Origin of the sequence: Desemzia sp. FAM 23990 (assembly GCF_045528485.1) — a bacterium.
In the GTDB taxonomy this organism is placed as follows: domain Bacteria; phylum Bacillota; class Bacilli; order Lactobacillales; family Carnobacteriaceae; genus Desemzia.
In genome coordinates, this window is the sequence record NZ_JBGQQW010000003.1 from 19543 (window position 1) to 41853 (window position 22311).

Sequence of the window (22311 nt, forward strand, 5' to 3'; positions counted from 1 at the left end):
ACTCGACTTCAACTCTATTATGTCATTTTTCTTCCTATTAGAAAAGAAATCTTTCCTATTCATTGAATCAATAAAGGATTTTGCAAGACCTGAAAAAAAAAGGCCAGGAATGTTTGTTTTCCTGACCTCTTTAATAAATGGTTATTCTACTGGGCTTTCTCCTAAGAACGCTTGGTACATCCAAATGTTTTTGTCCACATCGGTCTTATACCCGATCAATAAGTCTTGTGTCACGTCGTCTCCAGCTTCACCCGTTAATTCGATTCCTTTTGTTAAACTATCTGCTAATAATCTTAAATCAGCCACAACTGCTTCCACCATTTCAGTAGCCGCTTTTTCTGTTGTATAAGGACTTTCTTGAATAGCTGAGTGATCTATAAATTCTTTCAATGTAGAGTAAGGCTTACCGCCGATCGTGATCAACCGTTCAGCTACTTCATCGAAAACTTCATTAACTGAATCATACAATTCTTCAAATTTTTCATGCAGTGTATAGAAGTGAGATCCTTTTACGTACCAATGATGTTGATGTAATTTCGTATAAAATACACCCAATGTTGCTACTGTGTTGTTCAAATACTCTTGTACTTCTTGATTTGCCATGAAAAAATCCTCCTTGTTTTTGTTTAGTTTTTCTATTACCTTATAATTATTATAAACAAACCCATATAATTTGTCAATTAAAACCATTCTTTTTTACAAAAATTTTGATCTTTTTATCAACCATAATCAATCATCAATATAAAGGACTATTTCACCGGTTGATTTCGTCTTGGCTACATCAATGATCCGTTGGTTACGGCTTCCACGGAAGGCTTTCGTTAAATCTTTCTCAGCTAAGATAAAAGGACCATCTACTAAGACATCCACATAATGGAGTAAAGCTAACTTATCCGCAGACTCCTGTTGCAGATTCTCCCATTTGTAACCTGTCCACGACCAGATATCTTTTGTTCGGCCGAATTCTTGTCGTACACGCTCACATAATTGCAGCAATACTGGCGTATTCAAGAACGGCTCCCCGCCTAACAAAGTTAACCCTTGGACATAAGTCTGTCCTAGATCAGCAATAATTTGATCTTCTAGTTGTTGTGTGTATTCTACTCCGTATGAAAAATCTTGAGCGATTTTATTGTAACAGCCCGGGCAGTTGAACAAGCATCCGCTGACGTAAACACTGCATCGAATACCTTCTCCATCCACAAAATTAAAGGGTTTATAGTCCGCTATTTTTTTCTGGGTCCACTTTTCAGACAGCCAAGCTTTAGGTTTTGGCTGCTGTGGAATTCTAGGCGCCATTTTATCGTCCTCCTCCACTCATTATGCTTTTAAACAAGATAAGTGCGTTCATCTGTAATGTGTTTCTTACGCGCCGCGATTTCTTCATGACGTCCATGGACCATTGGGCGTTGTTGCGGATTCCCTAAATACCCGCAAGTCCGTTTTACCACATCACAAGTCATTGGGTCTGTATTGAAGCACGCTGGGCACTGGAAACCTTTAGCGGTTGGTTCAAATTCGCCATTGTACCCACATTTGTAACAATGATCGATAGGAGTATTCGTACCTAGATAACCTATTCGGTCGTACGCAAAATCCCATACGGCTTCCAGAGCTTTTGGATTCTGACGCAGTACTGGATACTCGCAATAATGGATAAAGCCGCCGGAACAATACTGCGGATAGACTTTTTCAAACTCGATTTTTTCAAATGGAGTCGGTTGTTTGCGCACATCATAATGAAAACTATTGGTATAATATTCTTTATCAGTAATACAAGCGATTTCTCCAAATTTCTGTTTGTCCAATCGGCAAAAACGATCTGTTAAACTTTCAGAAGGCGTAGAATAAACACTAAAGTGATAATCGTATTCAGCAGCCCAAACGTCAGCATTTTGCTTCATTTGACGCACTATCTCTATAGTAAATTCTTTAGCTTCTTTGTTGGTTTCCCAATTTGGACCATAGAAAACAGTCGCGACTTCATATAACCCGATGTATCCGATCGAAACCGTGCAGCGTTTGTGTTTAAAGACTTCATCCACTGCGTCTTCATCACTTAAGCGCGTGCCAAATGCACCATATTTGTACAAAATAGGCGCATTTTCTGGTGTCGCTTCTTTTACTCGACCAATGCGATAAACTAAAGCATCTTTCACGACCTGCATACGCTCGCTGAACACATTCCAGAATTTCGCTTTGTCTCCATTCGATTCAAGAGCAATGCGCGGCAGATTTAACGTTACCACGCCTAAATTCATACGCCCGGAATTTACTTCATTTCCATTTTCATCTTGCCAGCCTTGTAAAAAAGAACGGCACCCCATTGGAGCTTTAAAACTGCCTGTCAATTCAACGATTTTATCGTAGCTAAGAACATCCGGATACATCCGCTTAGTGCTGCATTCAACTGCTAATGCCTTCACATCATAATTAGGGTCTTGCGCCTCTAAATTCACTCCACGACGTAATGTAAAGACCAGTTTTGGAAAAATAGCGGTTCTTTTTTCTTTTCCCAACCCTTCAATACGCACTTGTAGAATCGCCTTTTGAATCTCTCGTTCAAATTCATTCGTTCCTAGTCCAAATCCCAGTGTTGTAAAAGGAGTTTGTCCGTTAGACGAATAAAGGGTATTGATTTCATACTCTAAGCTTTGCATAGCATCATAAATATCTTTTTTGGTTTTAGCAAATGCATATTTGTGTTTTCTTTCTTTTCCATCGATCCAATATTCTGCATCTGCTATATGCTTTTGGTAATTCTTTTCCGCATAAGGCGCCAACAATTCATCTACCCGATCGGCGCTGCATCCGCCATACTGACTAGAAGCAACATTGGCAATGATTTGTGCCATTTGGGCTGTAGCCGTATTGATCGATTTTGGTGATTCCACCTCTGCATTCCCAACTTTAAAACCGTTTTCAAACATGCTTTTAAAATCGATCAAACAACAGTTTGTCATTGGTGAGTAAGGTTGATAATCCAAATCGTGAAAATGGATATTTCCTTTTAAGTGGGCATTTGCTACATGCTTAGGCAGCATTTGCAATCCGATTGCTTTGGCTACACTTCCTGCTGTCAAATCACGTTGAGTATTGAACACTTTACTGTCTTTATTCGCATTTTCATTGATAACGGTCTCGTCTCGTGAAAGCAGCTTGTTGATCGACTGATTGACATCTGTGGACTGTTGTCGCTCAATATCCCGCATACTCCGGTAATGGATGTAAGCTTCGGCCATCTTAGTTTCCCCAGCTTCCACTAAACAGTGTTCCACAATGCTTTGTATTTCATAAATTTTGATGTCTTCTTTGAAGCGATGAGCTATTTCGTGGTCGATTTGCAAAGCTAAAGTGTAAATTTTAGTCATGCGGAACTCATCTACCAGATTTTCTACTTGTAATGAACACTTCATCAAAGCATTCATTATTTTATCGAGGTCATACGGTATCATCCGATCATCTCGTTTGATCACATTCAGCATCTCATTTTTCGTCGTAACAACTAATGGACTCATCATTTTTTACCCCACTCACTATTAATTAGTTCATTTATTAACATATTTAAAATCCTACTAAACACTATATATAGTATGTAAATCCAATAAAACAATCTATATATGGATAACCATATTATAAACATCACAAATAAAAATAGCAATAACATTTGACCAATTTTAAATTAAATTCCCTCTGTCCTGTATCCATCTTATCTTCATTCATTTTGAACAAATTGTTACTATTGAATATGAGAAAAAGCACAATACTATCGCTTTCTAAATATTAGTATGCTAAAATTATGCAGATAAAGTGAGACTTCATTTAGTGGTGCAATTTACTCCGCTGAATGTTAGTTGAACTAATCGGGCTTTTACTGGTTGTGGAGTTCTACTTTAAATTTCTGTTGCGCGATCAACAAAAAATTGGAAGCCGGAGACATACAACTAGTTGACCTGCGACAATATAAAGAATAGAGGGAATAAATTAATGATCACTGTATCGGACGTAAGTTTGCAATTTCCTGATCGTAAATTATTTGATGAAGTGAATTTAAAATTCACTCCAGGGAATTGTTATGGCTTGATTGGAGCAAATGGTGCTGGAAAATCAACCTTTTTAAAAATTTTATCTGGTGAAATCCAACCATCTACCGGGAATATTTCTATGGCTGCAGATGAACGTATGGCAACCTTAAAACAAAACCATTATGATTATGAAGACCAAACGGTTTTAGACACTGTTATTATGGGCCACAAACGCTTGTATGACATTATGCAAGAAAAAAATGCTATTTATATGAAACCTGATTTTTCTGACGAAGACGGCATCAAAGTTGCCGAACTTGAAGGAGAATTTGCAGATTTAAATGGTTGGGAAGCTGAACCTGAAGCAGCTACATTACTACAAGGGTTAGGCATTCAAGAAGACTTGCATTACCTAAAAATGAGTGAATTATCTGGTGGACAAAAAGTGAAAGTCTTATTAGCTCAAGCTTTATTTGGCAAACCAGATGTTCTATTATTGGATGAGCCTACCAATGGATTGGATAAAAAGTCTATCGAATGGTTGGAAGAGTTCTTAATCAATTTTCAAAATACGGTCATCGTTGTTTCTCATGACCGCCACTTCTTGAATAAAGTCTGTACACATATGTGTGACGTAGACTTTGGTAAAATTAAATTGTACGTTGGAAACTATGACTTCTGGTTGGAGTCTAGTCAACTAGCTGCTAAATTGCAAGCTGACCAAAACGCGAAAAAAGAAGAAAAAGTAAAAGAACTACAAGACTTTATTGCTCGATTCAGTGCAAATGCTTCTAAATCGAAACAAGCAACTTCTCGTAAGAAAACACTGGAAAAAATTACTTTGGATGATATCCAACCTTCTACTCGCCGTTACCCATTTGTCGGCTTCGAACCTGAACGCGAAATTGGAAATGACTTATTGCGTGTGGAAAACATTTCTAAATCTATCGATGGCAAACAAATTTTGAGCAACATCAGCTTTAGTTTGAACAAAGATGACAAAGTAGCCTTCACAGGAGAAAGCGATATTGCTATCACAACTCTCTTCAAAATCATTATGGGTGAAATGGAACCTGATTCAGGTACGATCAAATGGGGAGTTACCACTTCTCAATCTTATTTACCAAAAGACAATTCAGCTGAATTTGCAAATGGCAAGTTAACGATCGTTGACTGGTTGCGTCAGTATGCTTCTAAAGAAGAAAGTGACAATACATTCTTACGCAGCTTCTTAGGACGTATGTTGTTCTCTGGTGAAGAAGTACTGAAAGAAGTCTCTGTCCTTTCAGGGGGAGAAAAAGTTCGTTGTATGTTGTCTAAAATGATGTTAAGTAAAGCCAACGTATTGGTAATGGATGACCCTACTAATCACTTGGACTTAGAATCTATTACAGCATTGAACAATGGCTTGATCGCTTTCAAAGGTTCATTACTATTTAGTTCACATGACCACCAATTTATCCAAACAATCGCGAACCGCATTATTGAAGTGACACCAAACGGAGTTGTTGACCGTGCGGAAACCACTTACGATGAATTCTTGGACAATGAAACAGTTCAAAAACAAATCGCAGAACTTTACGCAAAATAATCTAGACTAATTATTGAGAATTAGGACAAAAAACCTCTCACTAAAAAGCACTCCCGTTACTGAAAAATTATTCAGTAGCGGGAGTGCTTTTTCTGTTTATCTATCTATAAAAGTAGATTACTGATCAAGTGAGCTTCACATAAATTCCCACTTGACTAATAAAACTGTCAAACAGAAAGTTACGGTACTAGTAAGGTGCTCAACTACCATACCGTGCTTTCAAACAGAAAGATACGGTACTAGTAAGATGCTCAACTACCATATCGTGCTTTCAAACAGTGAGATAGGGTACTAAACAGGTGCTCAACTACCATATAGTGCTTTCAAACAGTGAAATATGGTACTAAGAGGGAGTTCAATTATCATAGAGTACTGGTTTACTGATCAAGTGAGCTTCACATAAATTCCCACTTGACTAATAAGGGGCTTTTTCTTCTGAGATAGACCTTATTCGTCTTCTCAATCAAGCCTATTTGTTCAAGATAAAGATGCCGAAGAGCCCGTCCAGAATTTTTCTGGACGGGCTCTTCGGCAAATACAGCGATTAAAATCCTCATGACTCTATTCCTATGCAAATTGCGCATGGCAGCTCACAAGCCATACTCCATGATTTTATTTTTTTGCTTTAAAAACTTTTAATTGTTTTCCTTTGATCGTTCTGGTCTTCATTGCTTCAATCACAAGTTGTCCTTTACCATTCAAGATCTCCACATAAGTCGAGCCTTCTTGGATCGTAATGATCCCGATATCTTCTGCATTGATTCCAGGGATTTTGGCGATCGTTCCAACAAAATCGACAGCACGCAGTTTTTTCTTTTTACCGCCATTGAAATAAACTTTAGTAATGTTTTTGTTCAGTTCTTTTTCACGCGGACGTTTCAAAGGTGGACGTGTAGCGATTTTTTCATCGAATGCGCGTTGATGACGTTGTACTAATCGAGCATTTGGCATTGGAATTTCTTCAAATGTTTGATGGGTATATTCCTTAACTTCTCTCCACCAGCTCATTTGTTTTGGAGTTACCATTGTTAACGCCAATCCACTTTTTCCAGCGCGGCCAGTACGACCAGTACGGTGGACAAAACTTTCTTTCTCCACAGGAACGTCGTAGTTGATGACATGAGTCACGTTATCCACATCGATCCCTCTAGCAGCTACATCGGTCGCTACTAAATAACGGAAACGACCTTCTTTAAAATCTTTCATCACATCAAATCGGTCATCTTGATACATTCCACCGTGAAGCTTATCAATCGGCAATCCTGCCTTGCTCAAGAAACTGTGTACCTCGTTTACAGCTGCTTGCGTATTACAGAAAATCATGCAGTTATCCGGATTTTCAACCGTCAACAAGTTCAGAAGCTGACGTTCTTTCTCTTCTTCTTGCACTTTCACAAATGACTGGTGAATGTTCGGTTTGCTGCCTTCTGCTGTTTCAATTTGAATAGATGCTTTTTCTTCACGCATGTAGAAACCGGCTAGTCGCGCCACTTCTTCTGGCATAGTGGCCGAGAATAGTAATGTTTGGCGTTCTTTCGGTACAAATTCAATAATCGATTCTACTTGTTCAATGAACCCCATATTCAACATTTCATCTGCTTCATCCAACACTAGGTAACGAACTTTTTCCAAGCTCAAGGTTCCTTTTTGCAAATGATCCAGTAATCTCCCTGGAGTACCGACTACAATATGATTTTTTTGTTTCAATTCTAATTGTTGTTTTTTAAAAGAGGATTTTCCAAATACTGCCGCGACTTTAACACGTTTAAATCGTCCAATATTGGTTAAATCTTCTTTTACTTGTGTCGCAAGTTCTCTTGTAGGAGTTAAAACTAAAGCTTGAGGTTTATTTTCTGCCCATTCTACCTTTTCTACTAATGGTACTCCATAACTGACGGTTTTCCCACTGCCCGTTTGAGCTTCAACAATAATGTCTTCTCCTTGTAATGCAACAGGGATGACTCTTTCTTGGACTGCTGTTGGGTGGTAATAACGAAGATCTGTTACGGCCTCTACTATTTCAGAGCTGATTGCAAAATCTTTAAAACTAGTTTCTTTATTCATGTTAGCCTCTTTCGTTCTTTTTTTTACAGTATAACAGGATTTCGCTTAGATGTATAAGGATTCTGAGAGTTATCTTCTACTCCGTGACTTTTCGGACACAATTCAATCATTTGGGTTCGCTTCCAAATTTTGTTACTATTGTAAATGAACATAAGCTAAATAAAGGAGGAATTCGTACAATGGTCAAAAAAGTAATAGGTGGATATATCTCTGTAGAAGAAACTGCTGCTGAAATAGAACATTTATTAACCGATGGGTACACCTCATCAGACATTATTGTCGTAACCAACAGCGCAAATAAAGGCGCTTTAGAATCTCTTACTATAGCAAATGTAGATCCGGTAGCAGACAAAAAAGGAGTAGAAAAAGGGCACCCGAAATTATTCAATTACGGTGATGAAAACAACCCGCTTGGTGCATATGATTTAGATGCTGATACAACCGAACGGTACAATAAAACTATCAAAAATGGCGGTTACGTTATTTTATCTGAACAAAGAGCAGGTACGAATGGAAAAGGTACAGACTTAAACCGTTCGCCGATCAAATCAAAAGACGATCCTACGCTTTCAAACATTGGTGAAGTATCTGAAGCGTATAGAGGAAAGCCTGCTGATACGAATGAAGATCCTTCACTAGATAATATTCCAGCAAAAACTTCTAACAAGGAACAAACCACTAATGAGCAAAGTATTCCATTTTCACCAGGAACTCCTAGAGATCCGAGTGAATCTTAATAAATGCCAAAAAAGCCAGAGAACATTTGTCCTCTGGCTTTTTTGCCGTTCTTGTTTAATCAAAGCTGATAGGCTAAACGCCTTTTTTTACTTTCTGCGCTACTTCAATAACGATATGGATGCCGTTTGGATCATCTAAGGCAATCGTATTGGCTGCTTCATCTAATGTGTAAGCATAAGCTTTTTCATCCAAGGCTTCTTTTACTTTAGCAAAATCTTCGACAGAGTCCAATTCGATAGTGTAGTAGTCCATTCCTCTTGTTCCTTCAGGTGCTGCAGGGATATTTGTACCTGCCCAGACATTAGAACCGATTTGGTGGTGGTACAATCCGGCGGCGAAGAATTTCGCTTGCGAACCGAAGTTGTATTTCAAATCAAATCCTAATAGATCTTGGTAAAAGTCTTCTGTTTTTTGCAAATCTGAAACAAATAAGTGAACGTGTCCCATATAAGTTCCAGCCGGCATACCTTTGAAAGCTTCTTTAGCTTCAGCAATTACGCCTTCTGCATCCATTGGTTCTGTAACTCCAGCGATCTCACCCGTTTCACGAATATCCCATTCGCTTACTGGTTTGTCACAGTAGATTTCTACGCCATTTCCTTCTGGATCATCTAAATAAAGAGCTTCACTATAACCATGATCACTAGCTCCTGTTAGTGGATATTTTGCAGTCAATAAATGATACAAGATTTCTCCTAGATCTTTTCTAGACGGCAATAGAAGAGCTAAGTGGTATAACCCAGCAAAACGACCTCTTTCTCCTGAAGCAGGTACTTCCTGCAATGTCAAAAGCACTTTATCTTCACCATGCGGTCCAAAAGAAACTTCTTTAGCCGATTCTGATTTGATATCTAATCCAATAGATAGATTGTAGAAATTTTTCATATTCTCTAAATTTTCAACATTCAATACTACTTTTCCAATTTTTGTATTCTCATTTAATTTAAACATCTCTCTATCCTTTCATATACCCTGTTTATTTACTTACTTTTTACAAGTGTAAAGGACAGACACATTAATTACAAGGATAATTTGCTTTTTTCAGCCCTTATTATTTCCAAATGATGCTCAGTTCACAATTCACGGTCTCGCCAGTAGTGATTTTGTGCGCCGTAGATATTCTTCCATCTTCTAATTCAATCACACTGACGGAACTTGTAATCATATTTCCATAATGAACTTCTTTTTCAAATTTAATATTGACGTAGTCTAAGTCATGAGATGTTAAAAATTCGTAGTCTAATGTATCTAGCGCCCAATCAAAATATTTTGAATTGTTGACGTGCTGATTGCGATCGATATCTAAGAAACGTACCCGATACTCAGTTGAAGTTGCTTCAGTTCCTACTTTTTCCGGTTTAGCTGTACGCACCAATTTTTTATTAAATTCAACCTCATATGGTGCCACAATTTCTTCTGGAATACGTGCCATTTTCCGTTTTTCTCTATCAATCAAAGCAAAAGTTGTTTTAGCAGTAACGCACTCTTCTCCATTTGCACCGTAGACTTTGAATTCACGGTAACAAAACAGCTTATTGTAGGACAATGCTTGTGTTGTGATCGTCACTTCTTCAGCAAATTCAGGTACGCGATTAAAGTTCATTTCATATTGTAAAATAACCCACGACAATCCCATTTCATTTACAACATCGTCCCCAACACCTAATAAATGACTTTGTTCGCCTGAAGTATGGATCATGATGTTGACCAACATAGGCAATGTCATTTTCTTGTTGGTATCACACTCATAATATTTCACTAGATGTTTTGCTTCATAAATTTTTCCACTCATTTGATGTCCTCATTTCTTATATTCATACCAATAAGAATACCATAAAAAAATAGAACGTGGAGTAAGACGTTTTGCTTCTATGCCATGCGTCTAGAGTTTAGAAAGTCCTCTAGCTCACAATCTGGCCCAGAAATCGCAGGGGTTTGTTCGCTAGAGTCGATCTACTGAATAATCCAATCCACTAATCACAGTAAATTATTCAGTAGAGACACGTTACCTCATAATCCAATCCTAAAATCCTAGCGATTTATTAAGTAAAGTCACGTTACTGAACAATACAATCCTAAAATCCAAGTGGTTTGTTAAGTAGAGACACACTACTTCATAATCCAACCCTAAAATCCTAGCGTTTTGTTAAATAGAGACACGTTACTTCACTGTCAAACCCAATAAGAATCTAAAAAAGTGTATCCTAATCCTTTTTTTCTTTATTCAGAAGATTTATCAGTGATTTTCTCATACAAATAGACATGAATGAATTTCTTCATTCATGCCTGTTATGGTCGAAAAAAATCTAGTGGTAAATTCAGCTTTAACTTATACCTTTTGCAATAAATCAGACTGTGTCCGATACAGTTGATAATATAATCCTTTTTTCGCCATCAATTCCTCATGACTTCCCGCTTCCAATATTTTCTTATCGCCGATATAGAAGATACGATCGCTGTTTCGAATAGTCGATAAACGGTGAGCTACAATAAATGCTGTTCGACCTTCCAATAAGCGGTCTAACCCTTCTTGCAGAAGAATTTCTGTTTGCGTATCAATACTGGATGTTGCTTCATCCAAAATCAACACTTTTGGATCGGCCAGCAGCGTTCTAGCGAAAGAAATCAATTGCCGTTGTCCAGCTGACAACGTACTGCCTCGTTCTTGCACAACGGTTCGATAACCATTTTTCATACTATCGATAAACTCTTCAGCACGAACGATCTTGGCTGCTTCTACAATTTCTTCGCTTGTAGCATCCAACTTCCCATAACGAATATTATCTAAAATCGTTCCCGAAAAGATAAACGTATCCTGCAACATGACCCCTACTTGATTGCGCAATGAATCCAGTGTCACATTCCGTATGTCAATACCATCAATTAAAATAGCCCCTTTTTGCACATCGTAAAAGCGGCTGATCAAATTGGTGATCGTCGACTTACCTGCTCCAGTCGGCCCTACCAGCGCTATCGTTTCACCAGGTTTTACGTGGAAATTCAATTCTTCAAAAATCGTTTGTCCCTCTTTGTACCCAAAAGTCACGTCTTTGAATTCCACATCTCCTTTTACAGGCGGCATTTCAAAAGCATTTTCGGAGTCTTTAATACTGGGTTCCACATCCATCAATTCAAACACTCGTTCCAAATAAACCGAACCCGAAACCAAGGAGTTGTAAAAGTTCCCTAAATTGATGATGGGATTCCAAAAGTTGTTCACGTACCCGACGAAAGCAATTAAAATCCCCGTCGATACATCCACTCCTAATCCTCTGATCCCAGCAAAATAGATAAAAGCGATCGTGATAGTGGCAATGTTTTGGACAAAGGGTCCCAATAGAAATTGTATTCGAACGGCTTTCATCCAAGCTTTTCGTTGGTTGTCACTAAATTTAGAAAAGATATCGTAATTCATTCCTTCACGTGTATAAGATTGCGTCGTTTTGATCCCAGCAATACTTTCGTGAATATAAGCATTTAAATTAGCTTGTTCAATACTCAGCTCATCATAAGCCACCCGCTGTTTATTTTTGATCACCATTGTAATCGCAAATAAAACCGGCAACAAAATAAAACTGTATAGCGTCAACGTGACATTTAGAGAGAACATGAATACCAAAGTCACCACAATACTTAAAATATCCGACAATACATTGATGACCCCATTTGACAGTAAGTCACTTAACGTATTGATGTAGTTGACCACTCGAGTTAAAATTTTCCCATGCGGCCGTGTATCGTAAAACGAAAATGACAACCGCTGCAAATGGTTAAATAAATCAGACCGCATATCCCTTAACACATTTTGCCCCAATTCAGTAATGTTGTACAATCGGTATCGTACAGCAGCACCATTAAAGAAAATAGCCAATGCATACAGTACCGTAATCCAAAGAAGCTGGGTTCTATCTTGATTTGGAATGGTTTCATCAATAACAATACTGGTTAAAAAAGGTCCTAAGACTAGAACTAAATTGGAAAAGATGATGACCGCAAATATTTTCAGGATGGAAACTTTATACGGCGTTAAATATTTTCCGATTCTTTTGTAGTCTTCTTTATTGAATTTGGTTGCTAACTGCTTGTCCTCTTCAAAACTATTCTCTGCCATCTTCGGATACCTCCTCTACCTCTGATCGTCCAAGCTGTTCTTTGTAGATATCGTAATAAGCCCCTTGTTTTTGGAGCAGTTCTTGGTGCTTGCCTCGTTCGATGATTTTCCCTTTAGACAAAATAATAATCTCGTCAGCATTTTTCACAGATGAAATCCGGTTTGCGATGATAAAAGTCGTCTTCGCAAAACTCACATTTTTCATTCCTTCTTGGATTTTCACTTCAGTTTCCATATCAACTGCTGAAGTCGTATCATCGAGAATTAAAATAGAGGGATCTTTCATCAATCCACGTGCCAACGACAGCCGCTGTTTCTGCCCACCGGACAATCCGCTCCCTCTTTCTCCTAAATAAGTTTGGTACTGTTCCGGCATTTTTTCAATAAACGGACTGGCATCAGCAACTCGAGCCATTTTTCGAACATTTTCAAATGTAGCTTGAGGTGTCCCGTAAGAAATATTTTTCTTGATCGTATCGGAAAACAAGAACACATCTTGCATGACGATTGAAATATTTTTCCTCAATTCCCGTACATTCCAATTTTTTATGTCTTCCCCATCGATCAATACCATTCCTTCTGTAGGATCAAAGAAGCGGGAAATGAGATTCACTAAAGTTGATTTCCCTGAGCCCGTTTCTCCTAAAATCCCTAACGTTTGACCAGGAGAAGCTTTCAGCGAAATGTTCTCCAATACTTTATTGTCCGGGTCATCCGCAAAAGCAAAAGAGACGTTTTGGAATTCTACTTCTCCTTTGATGCGTTTTTCTCTTCTCTGCAGCTCAACAGGAATTAACGGCTGAGCAGACAGCATTTCTCGAATTTTATACGTCGCGGTAATAAAACGCTGCGAATCATTCATGTATCCCCCAATATTCCGCATAGGGGCATTCAGCATCCAAACCAGCCCATTGAATGCAACTAGTTCTCCAACAGTCATCAACCCTCTAATAACAAAGAATCCCCCTAATCCAATAGAGATCACCGACAGCAAGCCAGCCAACGTTTCCAATACCGGCAAATACGTACGCGAAATTTTAGCTGAAAATAAATTGCGTTCTCTATAATCTTCATTTCGTTTGTTAAATTTTTTCGTTTCATAGTCTTCATTTGCAAAGGCCTTAACGACCTTGTTCCCCCCGATATTCTCTTCTACCATGGAGTTTAATCTGGAAAAACTTTCCCGAATCTCGTAATAAGCTGCATTTGCCCGAGATGATAACATGACGGTCAATATCCCAATAAACGGCGTGACAACCAGCATTGCCAGCATCAATCGCCACTGAATTACGCCTAAAAAAGCAATAGCGGAAATAAAAAGCACAATATTGTCCAGCACGTTAAAATACACCCAGGAAACTGCATGCCGGATAGCATCTGTATCCCCAGTCATTCGTGCCATGATATCCCCGACACGAGTAGTATTAAAGAAAACGAAATCCATTTCTTGCAGTTTGACATAGAGATCTTCTCGAATTTGAAATAAAACTTCCTGCCCGATCGTTTCAAACATCATTTGATAAACATATCGCAATACTGTTCGCAATACCGTCGCGACGACCATGATAATCAATAAGGGTACCAACAAAGAACCACGCTTATTATCAATCACTTCATCTACAATCATCCCTCCGATATAAGGCGTCACGATGTTCAACAAAGCTACCATAACCGTCCACAAACTCGCCCAAATCCAATTCAGTTTACTAGGTTTGATATATCCCCAAACCCAACGAAAACTCGCCATAAAACACACCCCTCCCCAACCAATTACCCACATCATAAACCAAAACAACCACCCATAAAATGGACATAATAAACAAAAACAATGGATAAAATTTTAAGATACGGAGCTGGCTTGGGAGACATGACGAAAAAATAGAAAAATGATACTTCGAAAGATAAGGAGCTGGTTTAGTCAAACAGTATAAACTAACGCGTTAGCAACAGGTTAGCCTTTAAATCTTTTCTTTTTTATACTCTCTAGCCTAATTTAACTAAAGAAATGTCGCATAGATTTGTAAGCGCTATAAAAAACCATTTCCGCCATTTCTATCGATCTTCCTTATTGAGTTCGCTTTTCAGATAACCTATAATTTGAATATAGCTTTATTCTGAATGTTCAAAATAATTGCCGTAACATGAAGTGGGGTGTAAGCATGTTAAAAATTGATGCAAAAACGTTTAACCCAGAGATCCTTTATATCTTTGACGCAGAATCTAAAGATCGTTTTCAAGGGAAAAATCACCATCATGATTTTGTAGAAATGAGTGTGATCGTCAGCGGAGAAATTTTCTATAATATAGAGGGGAACACTACTCGTCTAAGCGAACAAACCGTCGTACTCTTTAACCCGGGCATCAGTCATTATGAATACTCGGATACGGGAATGAGAAATGTCCAAATTCATATTGGTATCCGTAATTTTAACGTTGATCGATTCCCAAAAGATTATTTTCCTATTACGAATCCAATCATTAAACTATCTGAACACAACCATTCTTTTTTTGATACTTGCCAAGAAATTCTGATCGAACGCGAACAATCAAAAGCCGGTTCAGAGTTATTGTTGAAATCATTAGTATTGAAATTATTTGTTTTACTTTTACGAGACGCTGCTATGCTGCCTTTAACAGAAAGTTCGTTATTGCTGACAGAAGAAGAAAAAGAAAAAATCAGTTTGGTAGATGAAGTGGTTCTATTTCTTGAAAATCATTACATGGAAGACATTACCGTAAACCAAATTGCTCAGCATTTTTACACTAGCCCTGCTTCTTTATCACGTATTTTTAAAGATCATACTGGCGAAACCTTGATCAATTACCTCATTCAACTGCGGTTATCTAAAGCTAAAGAGATCATTGAAGAGGACATAGCAATCAGTATCCGCCAGATTTCAAAACTGGTAGGCTACGAAGATGCTTATTACTTTAGCAAATTATTTAAAAAGTATTACGGAAAGCCTCCGACCCTTTTTCAAAAAGAAATGAAGTTTAAATAGACTTTATTTCTTTTTTTGTCTTATCAAAAGAAGTTCTCTGGCACTGGTTCTGGTATTTATAAAATGTTCTGCTAAAATGGATAGGCTACACTTAGTTGGACAATAAAATTAAGGTCTTGTAAAATTCGAATGAAGAGTAAAAAGGGTTGTCCGTATGACAATGCGGTAGCAGAAGCTGCCTTTAAAGTGATCAAAACAGAATTTATTTATCAGGAACAGTTTGAAAGTCTAGACCATCTGAGACTAGAACTGGTTGATTACATTAATTGGTTCAACAAGTTCAGAATTCACGGAACCTTGGGCTACAAGAGTCCACTGGACTTCAGATCACAGGCCATATAAATTTTGTACAGTTTAGTGTAGACAATCCAATCTAAGCCTATTTTAAATAATCAAATAAGTGTTTTCCGTTTATTTCAAATTCATCATGGGTTGATTTTATGTAATTGACGTGATGATACAACGAGAAATATAAGAGACCAAGAAAGAGGTATAAGCTACTTGCTACAAGCCAAATATCAACGCTAGTATATAGCAATAAGCCGGCACCAACTATGCCACCTAATAGAAAGAAGCTGAGATTCAGTAGTTGGAAACGGGCTTTCCATAACTCGGATTTTCGTCCTGCTAAACTTCTACCTAAAGCCAAACCAGCATCAGTTAGGTTTCCAGACATATGTGTCGTCCGAACAATCATCCCTTTATAATAGACAAACATACCATTTTGCAGACCTAAAATCAGGGTTATCTCTAGCAAATACCACCAAGGATTCTTAAGCATAATGCTTCCCGCTACAATCGCTAAGCCCGATAAAAGTTGAATATAACCATACCGACGTTTCAATTTAAAGGCCTGTTCTGGAAATAGGAACCCACTCAACATCGTTCCTAAGAAAAAGGCTAGTATAACGATTATCAAACGAATAAAATCCTCAAAATCCCCTTTTACTAAATGAATCATACTGTTTGATAAATTCCCCGTATGATGGGAGCTAGTAGCTGAAAATAAGATAATTGTTACAACGTTCATAAATCCTGCAGTTGCAGTTAATAGGAAAATCCAACTCGTTAACTGAATCTTTAGTGCTTTTTTTCTCAATACAAACCCTTCTATCATAAACATTTTTATCTATTATACACCTCAAGTGTAACTTAAATCTACCTACTAATAAATTCTTTTCGCAGGGTGTTTATAGAGAATCCTAGTATTAGTGATGATTTATTGTTGTCTTGTTTATTATAATACAGTGCTGATTGTTTATTTCTTTTTAATCAAAATAGATCTTTATAACCCTAAAGTAATAAAATAGGATACAAACTTCCTTTATCTATTGAAATGTTTTATTAACGTGGTGCTCCCTTCTATTTATGTAGTATCGCATCGTTGCATCGAATAATTATCAATTGAGTTTATTTTTTTACTGAAAATAAGAAAAAAAGATTATCTGAAGGGTAGCGACCCCTAAAAAGGTTAGAGCAAAATCTAATTTTTAGAGGTCGTTTTTTATGGCAAAATCTAGTGAAGAATCTAAGTTACAAGAGACCAAAAATATTTAAAAGGTCCTTTGGCTATCATTTATTATTTATAATGAAGAAACCGTGTGTTTCTCATCCCTTTATCCTTAAATGTTGCCTGAATAGAAAAAAATATGAGTCAGAGACAGCCAGCGGCACTATTATTTTAGTTTATTCTTCAAGTGAAACTTAATTTAATGTTCACTTGATGAATAAACCAAATTTTTTCTTCAAGTGAGACTTAATTTTATGTCCACTTGATGAGTAAATCGATTTTATTCTTCAAGTGGGAAACAATTTAATACTCACTTGAAGAATAAACTTCATTCACTCATCGAACGAACGTCTCTTTCACGTTGGATAGAGCATCCCACTGGAACAAGCCACAATATACACCAATCTCCCATTCTGATCAAAGCTGACAGTACCAATATAGGTCAAGAAACGAGGAATACATCGAATGGTATAATCATGTTCGAGCAAAAGCAAAATTGGCTGGCTTAAGTCCGGTTGAATACCGAACTCAAACCAGCCAATCAGCTGTATAATAAAAACTCTCACTTTTAGGGGCCAGCACCCCTTTTACTTCAGATAGTCTTTTTACTTATAGATTATTTTCTTCTAAAATACTAGATTCAAAATTCTTTTTTGGAGTCCATGACTTATCTTTCAAGATTTTAGTATGGTAAATCTTATCTACAATCAACGCAATCGCGTTATCGCCTGAGACATTTGCAGCTGTTCCAAAACTATCTTGAGTCAGATAGAGTGAGATCAATAATGTCGCAATCGGCCCTGCCGTAGGAATACCGACTAGAGGCAAGAAAGGCAAAGCACTCATTATCCCCCCGCCTGGAGCGCCTGGGGCTGCTACCATAGCTACGCCGAGTACCAATATAAAACTCAGCATCATCGGAAAATCAAATGGAATTCCATACATGATCAGTACTGCTGTTACACACGAAGTGACCGTTGTAATACTTCCATACAAATGAATCGTAGCACATAGCGGCACAACAAATTCCCGAATTTGTTGTGAGACGCCATTTTTCTTGGCAATCTCTATGTTAACTGGTATCGTAGCTGCCGATGATTGTGTTCCGACAGCAGTGATGTAGCCTGGCACTTGGTTTTTAATAAATTGCCAAGGTTTTTCTTTACGGTAAATACCTGCAATAGTAAATAACACCACAACTCCCAATAACTGTAAAGCTAAAACGATCAAGAATACTCTCCAAAATACAGCTAAAATAGATTGAATTGATCCTGTATAACTGAGGTTGATGAAATTTCCAAAAATATAAATTGGTAAACCCGGAATAATAAATGAATTCAATATACGAGTAATAATAGCACTGAAGTCATTGAAGAAATGATAAATCGTTTCTCCTTTATTTTGTCCTCTCAGCCAAGATATACTGATCCCAAATAAGAATGCAAATACAATCGCTGAGGTGACATCCATCATCGGCTCTAAGGGAATCGTAAATAAGGCTGCTAAACCTGCACCACTATCTGTGACACTTTCACTTAGTTCAGGAGTGATGAATATGGGGAATACATTTGATGCTATAGCGTAAGCAATTACCCCACCTACTAATGTTGATCCATAGGAAATAAGTGTCGTCGCTCCTAATAACTTCCCTGCACCTTGAGTCAAGTCCGCAATACCAACAATTACATAACCAATAATCATGAGTGGAATAATAAAGGATAATACACTACTAAATAAACTGGATATTGTAATTGGAATCTGCAAAATAACGGTGGGCAAAATGTCCAATTGGCCAAAAAGTATTCCTAAAATAATAGCAATGAGTAATTTCGGCACTAAGCCTATTTTAATTCTCTTCATTTGCTGGTTCCTCCTACATATATGGATTTTAATCCTATTTTCATAAATTAGTTTCAATCTTATCATACTCTCCCTATAAACTCTAGGAGATTTTTGATATTCCTCCACTCATTATTCTCTAACCGATAGACAACTGAACCACCTTATCGTATTAGTGGATAAATTCCATTAAAGAAGCGATAATATAAGTACCTATAATAGTGAACAAGAATTGGCTGGTTATTTTTTTATAGTATGGTTAACGCTTTGGTATCGGAAGGAGGAATATAATGAGACGACAAGTATGGTTGTTTCGTCACGGCATAGCAGAGAAAAAAACTAACGATAAACCAGATTATGATCGCACACTAACTCCCAAAGGTAAAAAAGAACTGCAGGCTTCCGCTCCAAATCTCCGGTATTTATTGGATACACAACACCCAATTTTCATTTGGTCTAGTCCATTGACACGTGCCTATGAAACGGCTGAGATTGTGGCTCAGTCTTTTGGAAATCCCGATATTGTTCAAAAAGAATTTATCTCTGCAGGAGATATTCAGTTATTGACTAAAGAACTGGATAGTCTTCCTAAAGACTGTACGGCCATCGTAGTTGGACATGAGCCTACTTTAAGCATTTGGATTGAGCACTTGACAGGAGTTTCCTTACCATTTGATAAAGGTTCCTGTGCTGCTATTCAGCTGAAGAATTCTGCTAAAAGTGATTTGTTGTGGTTTCATCAGCCTATTTCTTTAAAACGTCTAGGTTCAGTAGACACTAATGATTCCATTAAAGTCAGATTACTGCTCCAATATCAGCTCCGTAAGATACAAAGTTTACATCAAGCTTTTCTTGAAGATCCTGCTGATGAAGAAACCACTCATCGTTTTCGAGTCCAGATTCGCCACTTCCGCTCATTGCTCTCTTTCCTAAAACCGTTATTGCCAGATAATGTCTATCAAAAAGCTAAAGTTCCTGCAAAAGAGGCGTTTCAACAATTTTCCCATTTGCGTGAGTTGGATGTTTTGATCGATAGAGTGAACACGATTATTGAAGAAGAACCCAGTTTATTAGAAAACGGTACCGCTGTATTGGCTGTTCTTGCTGAGAATCGCGGAAAAGAAAAAAGAAGACTGGTACATTCCAGTAATCAAAAGAAATTTCGGACTATTTTAAATAATCTGTTGGAATGGGCCGATACTGTTGATTGGGTTCCATTAATATTGGAAACTGAAGACTTCGAGAACTTTGCTAAAAAAAAGATTCAGAAAAAACATCGATCATTGCAAAAGATGCTCTCACATTTGGACTACAAGGATGCAAAAGAGGTCCATGAAGTGCGGAAAAAAGCAAAGACTTACCGCTATATTTTAAAAAGCTTTCCCCCTCTAGTAAATAAAAAATACAAAAAAGAACAAAAACAAATGAAAAAAATACAAAGATCATTGAGTAAAGTGACGGATATTTATGAAAATACGGTTGTTCTGGATGCATTTTTTTTAGCCGAAGCAGATCAATCCTTAAAGAATGACTTTTCAACTTTACAGCAATATGAGACTCATCAACTTGAGAAACAATTAACGACTTTAAAACAACACCCTTTTACTTTCCACTGATTTCTTCAGCCATCCGGTTTTTCCGGATGGATATCCTCTTTTCTATTCTTTATTTAAGAAATCCCTCATTTTCCGCAGCACCTACTGACCACTCTTTATCCCTTTAAACAAATAACATTTGATATAGTAAGGTATTTTTAAACTCATGTTTACAGATTTTATCCAGCGCAAAAGGCTTCCTTGTGGTTTTTTATTTGAGATTGATGAAACTTTTTAAACAAAAAATACATCCATTTAACTAAAATGATTTTGTTTTTATATATACTGACTGTCTTATAGAAGGAGGCAACTTTTCCAAATGAAACTAAACACATTATTTGAATCCTTCTCTTCTTTATCTGAATTTTCAGGCCTAAATCCTGAAATGGAAGTTACTGGTATAACGGATGATTCAAGAAACATAAAATCAGGAATGATATTTATTGCTATCAAAGGATATCAATTCGATGGACACAACTACATTACGGATGCAGTAAAGAACGGTGCTTCTTTGATCATCGGAGAGACCCCTCAAAACGATCTGATGAGTACTCCTTATATGCTAGTAGAAAATAGTCGTAAAATGCTCGGTCAGCTAGCTAATATTTTTTACGGCAATCCTTCTTCCAATAAAATAGTAATTGGAGTCACTGGAACAAATGGAAAAACGACTACTTGTTATTTATTAAGGCATTTGTTGGAAAAAGCGGGCTACACTACATCACTGATAGGAACTATTGAATACGTGATTAATGGTGAGACCTCAAAGTCATCAAATACAACGCCTAGTTCATTACTTCTCCATCAAATGATGGCTCATTCCAATGACCAAGTAATCATTGTAGAAGTATCCTCTCACGGATTAACTCAATATCGTTTAGAAGGAATAACGTTTGATTATGCATTGTTTACTAATCTGCAACACGATCATTTAGATTATCACCATACAATGGCAGAATATTTTGAAGCAAAAGCACTGCTTTTCGACAAATTAAAACCTACTGGAAAAGCTGTGATCAATTTTGATGATGCTTGGGGAAATAAGTTAGTACACCGCTTAGCTTCTAAAAATGTTCAAACCATTTCAGTTGGTACAAATGAGGATGCTGTATTTAGGCTCATTTCGAGAATAGGTAAAGACATTCAGATCGATACTCATAAATCCGTTTCTACTCTGCAGTCAATTTTGATCGGAGTACACAATATGTATAATTTGTCGATGGCAGGTGCTGTGGTGTTTGACTTAGGACATTCTATTCAAGAAATCAGCGAACATCTGAAGGACTTTCCAGGCGTCCCTGGTCGATTTGAACAGGCAGCCGTTATTGACGGGGTTCACTACATCATTGATTACGCACACTCAGATTTAGCCTTACAATATTGTCTGGAATCTATTCGCGAATTCGATGCCCACAATATCATCCATATTTTTGGTTTTCGCGGAAATCGAGATGCTACGAAACGCCTTTTGATGCTCGAGACCTCTCATCAACTAAGTCAGTATACTTTATTGACGACAGATGATCTGAATGGTGTTTCTGAAGAGGACATGATAGACGTTTATCAACAGTTAATAACAGAAGCTAATCTTACAGACCATGTCAAGATTGTTATGGACCGTACACTTGCTGTTCAGGAAGCTCAGAAGTTGGCTAAACCTGGGGATTATGTCGTACTGACTGGCAAAGGGCCAGAAGCTTACACAGAAACCTTCCAAATGGGTACACACTCAGATAAAGAAACGATTCTTCAATTAAAGCACGTACAATAGGATTAGTTTTAACTAAAAGAAGGGGTTGGAACAAAAAGCCCCTAGAAAAAATGCATTCCCAAAAC

At 37.5% G+C, this 22311-nt stretch carries 15 protein-coding genes and 2 pseudogenes; 7 read left to right on the plus strand and 10 right to left on the minus strand.

Annotation, left to right across the window (positions count from 1 at the left end; genetic code table 11):
• Positions 1 to 141: 141 nt before the first annotated feature.
• From ACEN4I_RS01590 to nrdD, 3 genes are all read right to left on the minus strand, one after another.
• A complete protein-coding gene (locus ACEN4I_RS01590) occupies positions 142 to 603 on the minus strand; it encodes a Dps family protein (protein ID WP_407096112.1) in 462 nt (153 codons plus the stop codon).
• Between the two features lie 126 nt (positions 604 to 729).
• Positions 730 to 1299, minus strand: a complete 570-nt coding sequence (gene nrdG / locus ACEN4I_RS01595) for an anaerobic ribonucleoside-triphosphate reductase activating protein (RefSeq protein WP_407096113.1) — start codon at positions 1297 to 1299, stop codon at positions 730 to 732.
• Positions 1300 to 1328: 29 nt separating this feature from the next.
• Positions 1329 to 3521, minus strand: a complete 2193-nt coding sequence (nrdD, locus tag ACEN4I_RS01600) for an anaerobic ribonucleoside-triphosphate reductase (RefSeq protein ID WP_407101941.1) — start codon at positions 3519 to 3521, stop codon at positions 1329 to 1331.
• 466 nt (positions 3522 to 3987) lie between these two features.
• Here nrdD and ACEN4I_RS01605 point away from each other — a divergent pair, with 466 nt between their 5' ends.
• Positions 3988 to 5616 (plus strand): ABC-F family ATP-binding cassette domain-containing protein, encoded by a 1629-nt coding sequence (locus ACEN4I_RS01605; protein WP_407096115.1) that lies wholly within the window; start codon positions 3988 to 3990, stop codon positions 5614 to 5616.
• 612 nt (positions 5617 to 6228) lie between these two features.
• Here ACEN4I_RS01605 and ACEN4I_RS01610 read toward each other — a convergent pair.
• A complete protein-coding gene (locus ACEN4I_RS01610; RefSeq protein WP_407096116.1) occupies positions 6229 to 7680 on the minus strand; it encodes a DEAD/DEAH box helicase in 1452 nt (483 codons plus the stop codon).
• A gap of 179 nt (positions 7681 to 7859) precedes the next feature.
• Here ACEN4I_RS01610 and ACEN4I_RS01615 point away from each other — a divergent pair, with 179 nt between their 5' ends.
• Positions 7860 to 8417 carry a hypothetical protein gene (locus ACEN4I_RS01615; protein ID WP_407096117.1) on the plus strand — a complete coding sequence of 186 codons (558 nt, stop codon included), beginning with the start codon at positions 7860 to 7862 and terminating at the stop codon, positions 8415 to 8417.
• Positions 8418 to 8490: 73 nt separating this feature from the next.
• On the opposite strand, the gene ACEN4I_RS01620 is transcribed toward ACEN4I_RS01615, so the two are convergent.
• The 4 genes from ACEN4I_RS01620 to ACEN4I_RS01635 form a co-directional block, all read right to left on the minus strand.
• A complete protein-coding gene (locus ACEN4I_RS01620) occupies positions 8491 to 9369 on the minus strand; it encodes a VOC family protein (RefSeq protein WP_407096118.1) in 879 nt (292 codons plus the stop codon).
• Positions 9370 to 9469: 100 nt separating this feature from the next.
• Positions 9470 to 10210, minus strand: coding sequence for an acyl-[acyl-carrier-protein] thioesterase (locus ACEN4I_RS01625; RefSeq protein WP_407101942.1), 741 nt, complete (start codon positions 10208 to 10210; stop codon positions 9470 to 9472).
• A gap of 537 nt (positions 10211 to 10747) precedes the next feature.
• On the minus strand, positions 10748 to 12529 hold the full coding sequence (locus ACEN4I_RS01630; protein WP_407101944.1) for an ABC transporter ATP-binding protein: 1782 nt from the start codon (positions 12527 to 12529) through the stop codon (positions 10748 to 10750).
• Complete coding sequence (locus ACEN4I_RS01635; protein ID WP_407101946.1) at positions 12516 to 14276, minus strand: ABC transporter ATP-binding protein; 1761 nt, start codon at positions 14274 to 14276, stop codon at positions 12516 to 12518. Before ACEN4I_RS01635 ends, ACEN4I_RS01630 begins: the two co-directional genes overlap by 14 nt.
• A gap of 412 nt (positions 14277 to 14688) precedes the next feature.
• Between ACEN4I_RS01635 and ACEN4I_RS01640 the strand changes: the two genes are divergently transcribed.
• The gene (locus tag ACEN4I_RS01640) at positions 14689 to 15531 is read left to right on the plus strand and encodes a helix-turn-helix domain-containing protein (RefSeq protein WP_407096122.1); all 843 of its coding nucleotides are present in this window, start codon (positions 14689 to 14691) and stop codon (positions 15529 to 15531) included.
• A gap of 126 nt (positions 15532 to 15657) precedes the next feature.
• A pseudogene (locus ACEN4I_RS01645) lies at positions 15658 to 15873 on the plus strand (IS3 family transposase); the annotation flags it as partial.
• A 37-nt stretch (positions 15874 to 15910) separates the two neighbouring features.
• Here ACEN4I_RS01645 and ACEN4I_RS01650 read toward each other — a convergent pair.
• Entirely contained in the window at positions 15911 to 16630 is a 720-nt protein-coding gene (locus tag ACEN4I_RS01650; protein ID WP_407101948.1) for a YoaK family protein, read from the minus strand.
• A gap of 862 nt (positions 16631 to 17492) precedes the next feature.
• Here ACEN4I_RS01650 and ACEN4I_RS01655 point away from each other — a divergent pair.
• Positions 17493 to 17594: pseudogene (locus ACEN4I_RS01655) on the plus strand (IS3 family transposase); the annotation flags it as partial.
• 56 nt (positions 17595 to 17650) lie between these two features.
• On the opposite strand, the gene ACEN4I_RS01660 reads toward ACEN4I_RS01655, so the two are convergent.
• On the minus strand, positions 17651 to 18901 hold the full coding sequence (locus ACEN4I_RS01660; protein WP_407101950.1) for a dicarboxylate/amino acid:cation symporter: 1251 nt from the start codon (positions 18899 to 18901) through the stop codon (positions 17651 to 17653).
• A gap of 269 nt (positions 18902 to 19170) precedes the next feature.
• Between ACEN4I_RS01660 and ACEN4I_RS01665 the strand changes: the two genes are divergently transcribed.
• Both ACEN4I_RS01665 and ACEN4I_RS01670 read left to right on the plus strand, forming a co-directional pair.
• On the plus strand, positions 19171 to 20496 hold the full coding sequence (locus ACEN4I_RS01665; protein WP_407101952.1) for a CHAD domain-containing protein: 1326 nt from the start codon (positions 19171 to 19173) through the stop codon (positions 20494 to 20496).
• A gap of 298 nt (positions 20497 to 20794) precedes the next feature.
• Positions 20795 to 22246 (plus strand): UDP-N-acetylmuramoyl-L-alanyl-D-glutamate--2,6-diaminopimelate ligase, encoded by a 1452-nt coding sequence (locus ACEN4I_RS01670; RefSeq protein ID WP_407096125.1) that lies wholly within the window; start codon positions 20795 to 20797, stop codon positions 22244 to 22246.
• Positions 22247 to 22311: the final 65 nt, after the last annotated feature.

What these genes read in the sequence shown, in the direction of transcription:
- ACEN4I_RS01590 (WP_407096112.1), bottom strand. Translation starts at nt 603, where the DNA reads ATGGCAAATCAAGAAGTACAAGAGTATTTGAACAACACAGTAGCAACA.
- nrdG (WP_407096113.1), bottom strand. Translation starts at nt 1,299, where the DNA reads ATGGCGCCTAGAATTCCACAGCAGCCAAAACCTAAAGCTTGGCTGTCT.
- nrdD (WP_407101941.1), bottom strand. Translation starts at nt 3,521, where the DNA reads ATGATGAGTCCATTAGTTGTTACGACGAAAAATGAGATGCTGAATGTG.
- ACEN4I_RS01605 (WP_407096115.1), top strand. Translation starts at nt 3,988, where the DNA reads ATGATCACTGTATCGGACGTAAGTTTGCAATTTCCTGATCGTAAATTA.
- ACEN4I_RS01610 (WP_407096116.1), bottom strand. Translation starts at nt 7,680, where the DNA reads ATGAATAAAGAAACTAGTTTTAAAGATTTTGCAATCAGCTCTGAAATA.
- ACEN4I_RS01615 (WP_407096117.1), top strand. Translation starts at nt 7,860, where the DNA reads ATGGTCAAAAAAGTAATAGGTGGATATATCTCTGTAGAAGAAACTGCT.
- ACEN4I_RS01620 (WP_407096118.1), bottom strand. Translation starts at nt 9,369, where the DNA reads ATGTTTAAATTAAATGAGAATACAAAAATTGGAAAAGTAGTATTGAAT.
- ACEN4I_RS01625 (WP_407101942.1), bottom strand. Translation starts at nt 10,210, where the DNA reads ATGAGTGGAAAAATTTATGAAGCAAAACATCTAGTGAAATATTATGAG.
- ACEN4I_RS01630 (WP_407101944.1), bottom strand. Translation starts at nt 12,529, where the DNA reads ATGGCAGAGAATAGTTTTGAAGAGGACAAGCAGTTAGCAACCAAATTC.
- ACEN4I_RS01635 (WP_407101946.1), bottom strand. Translation starts at nt 14,276, where the DNA reads ATGGCGAGTTTTCGTTGGGTTTGGGGATATATCAAACCTAGTAAACTG.
- ACEN4I_RS01640 (WP_407096122.1), top strand. Translation starts at nt 14,689, where the DNA reads ATGTTAAAAATTGATGCAAAAACGTTTAACCCAGAGATCCTTTATATC.
- ACEN4I_RS01660 (WP_407101950.1), bottom strand. Translation starts at nt 18,901, where the DNA reads ATGAAGAGAATTAAAATAGGCTTAGTGCCGAAATTACTCATTGCTATT.
- ACEN4I_RS01665 (WP_407101952.1), top strand. Translation starts at nt 19,171, where the DNA reads ATGAGACGACAAGTATGGTTGTTTCGTCACGGCATAGCAGAGAAAAAA.
- ACEN4I_RS01670 (WP_407096125.1), top strand. Translation starts at nt 20,795, where the DNA reads ATGAAACTAAACACATTATTTGAATCCTTCTCTTCTTTATCTGAATTT.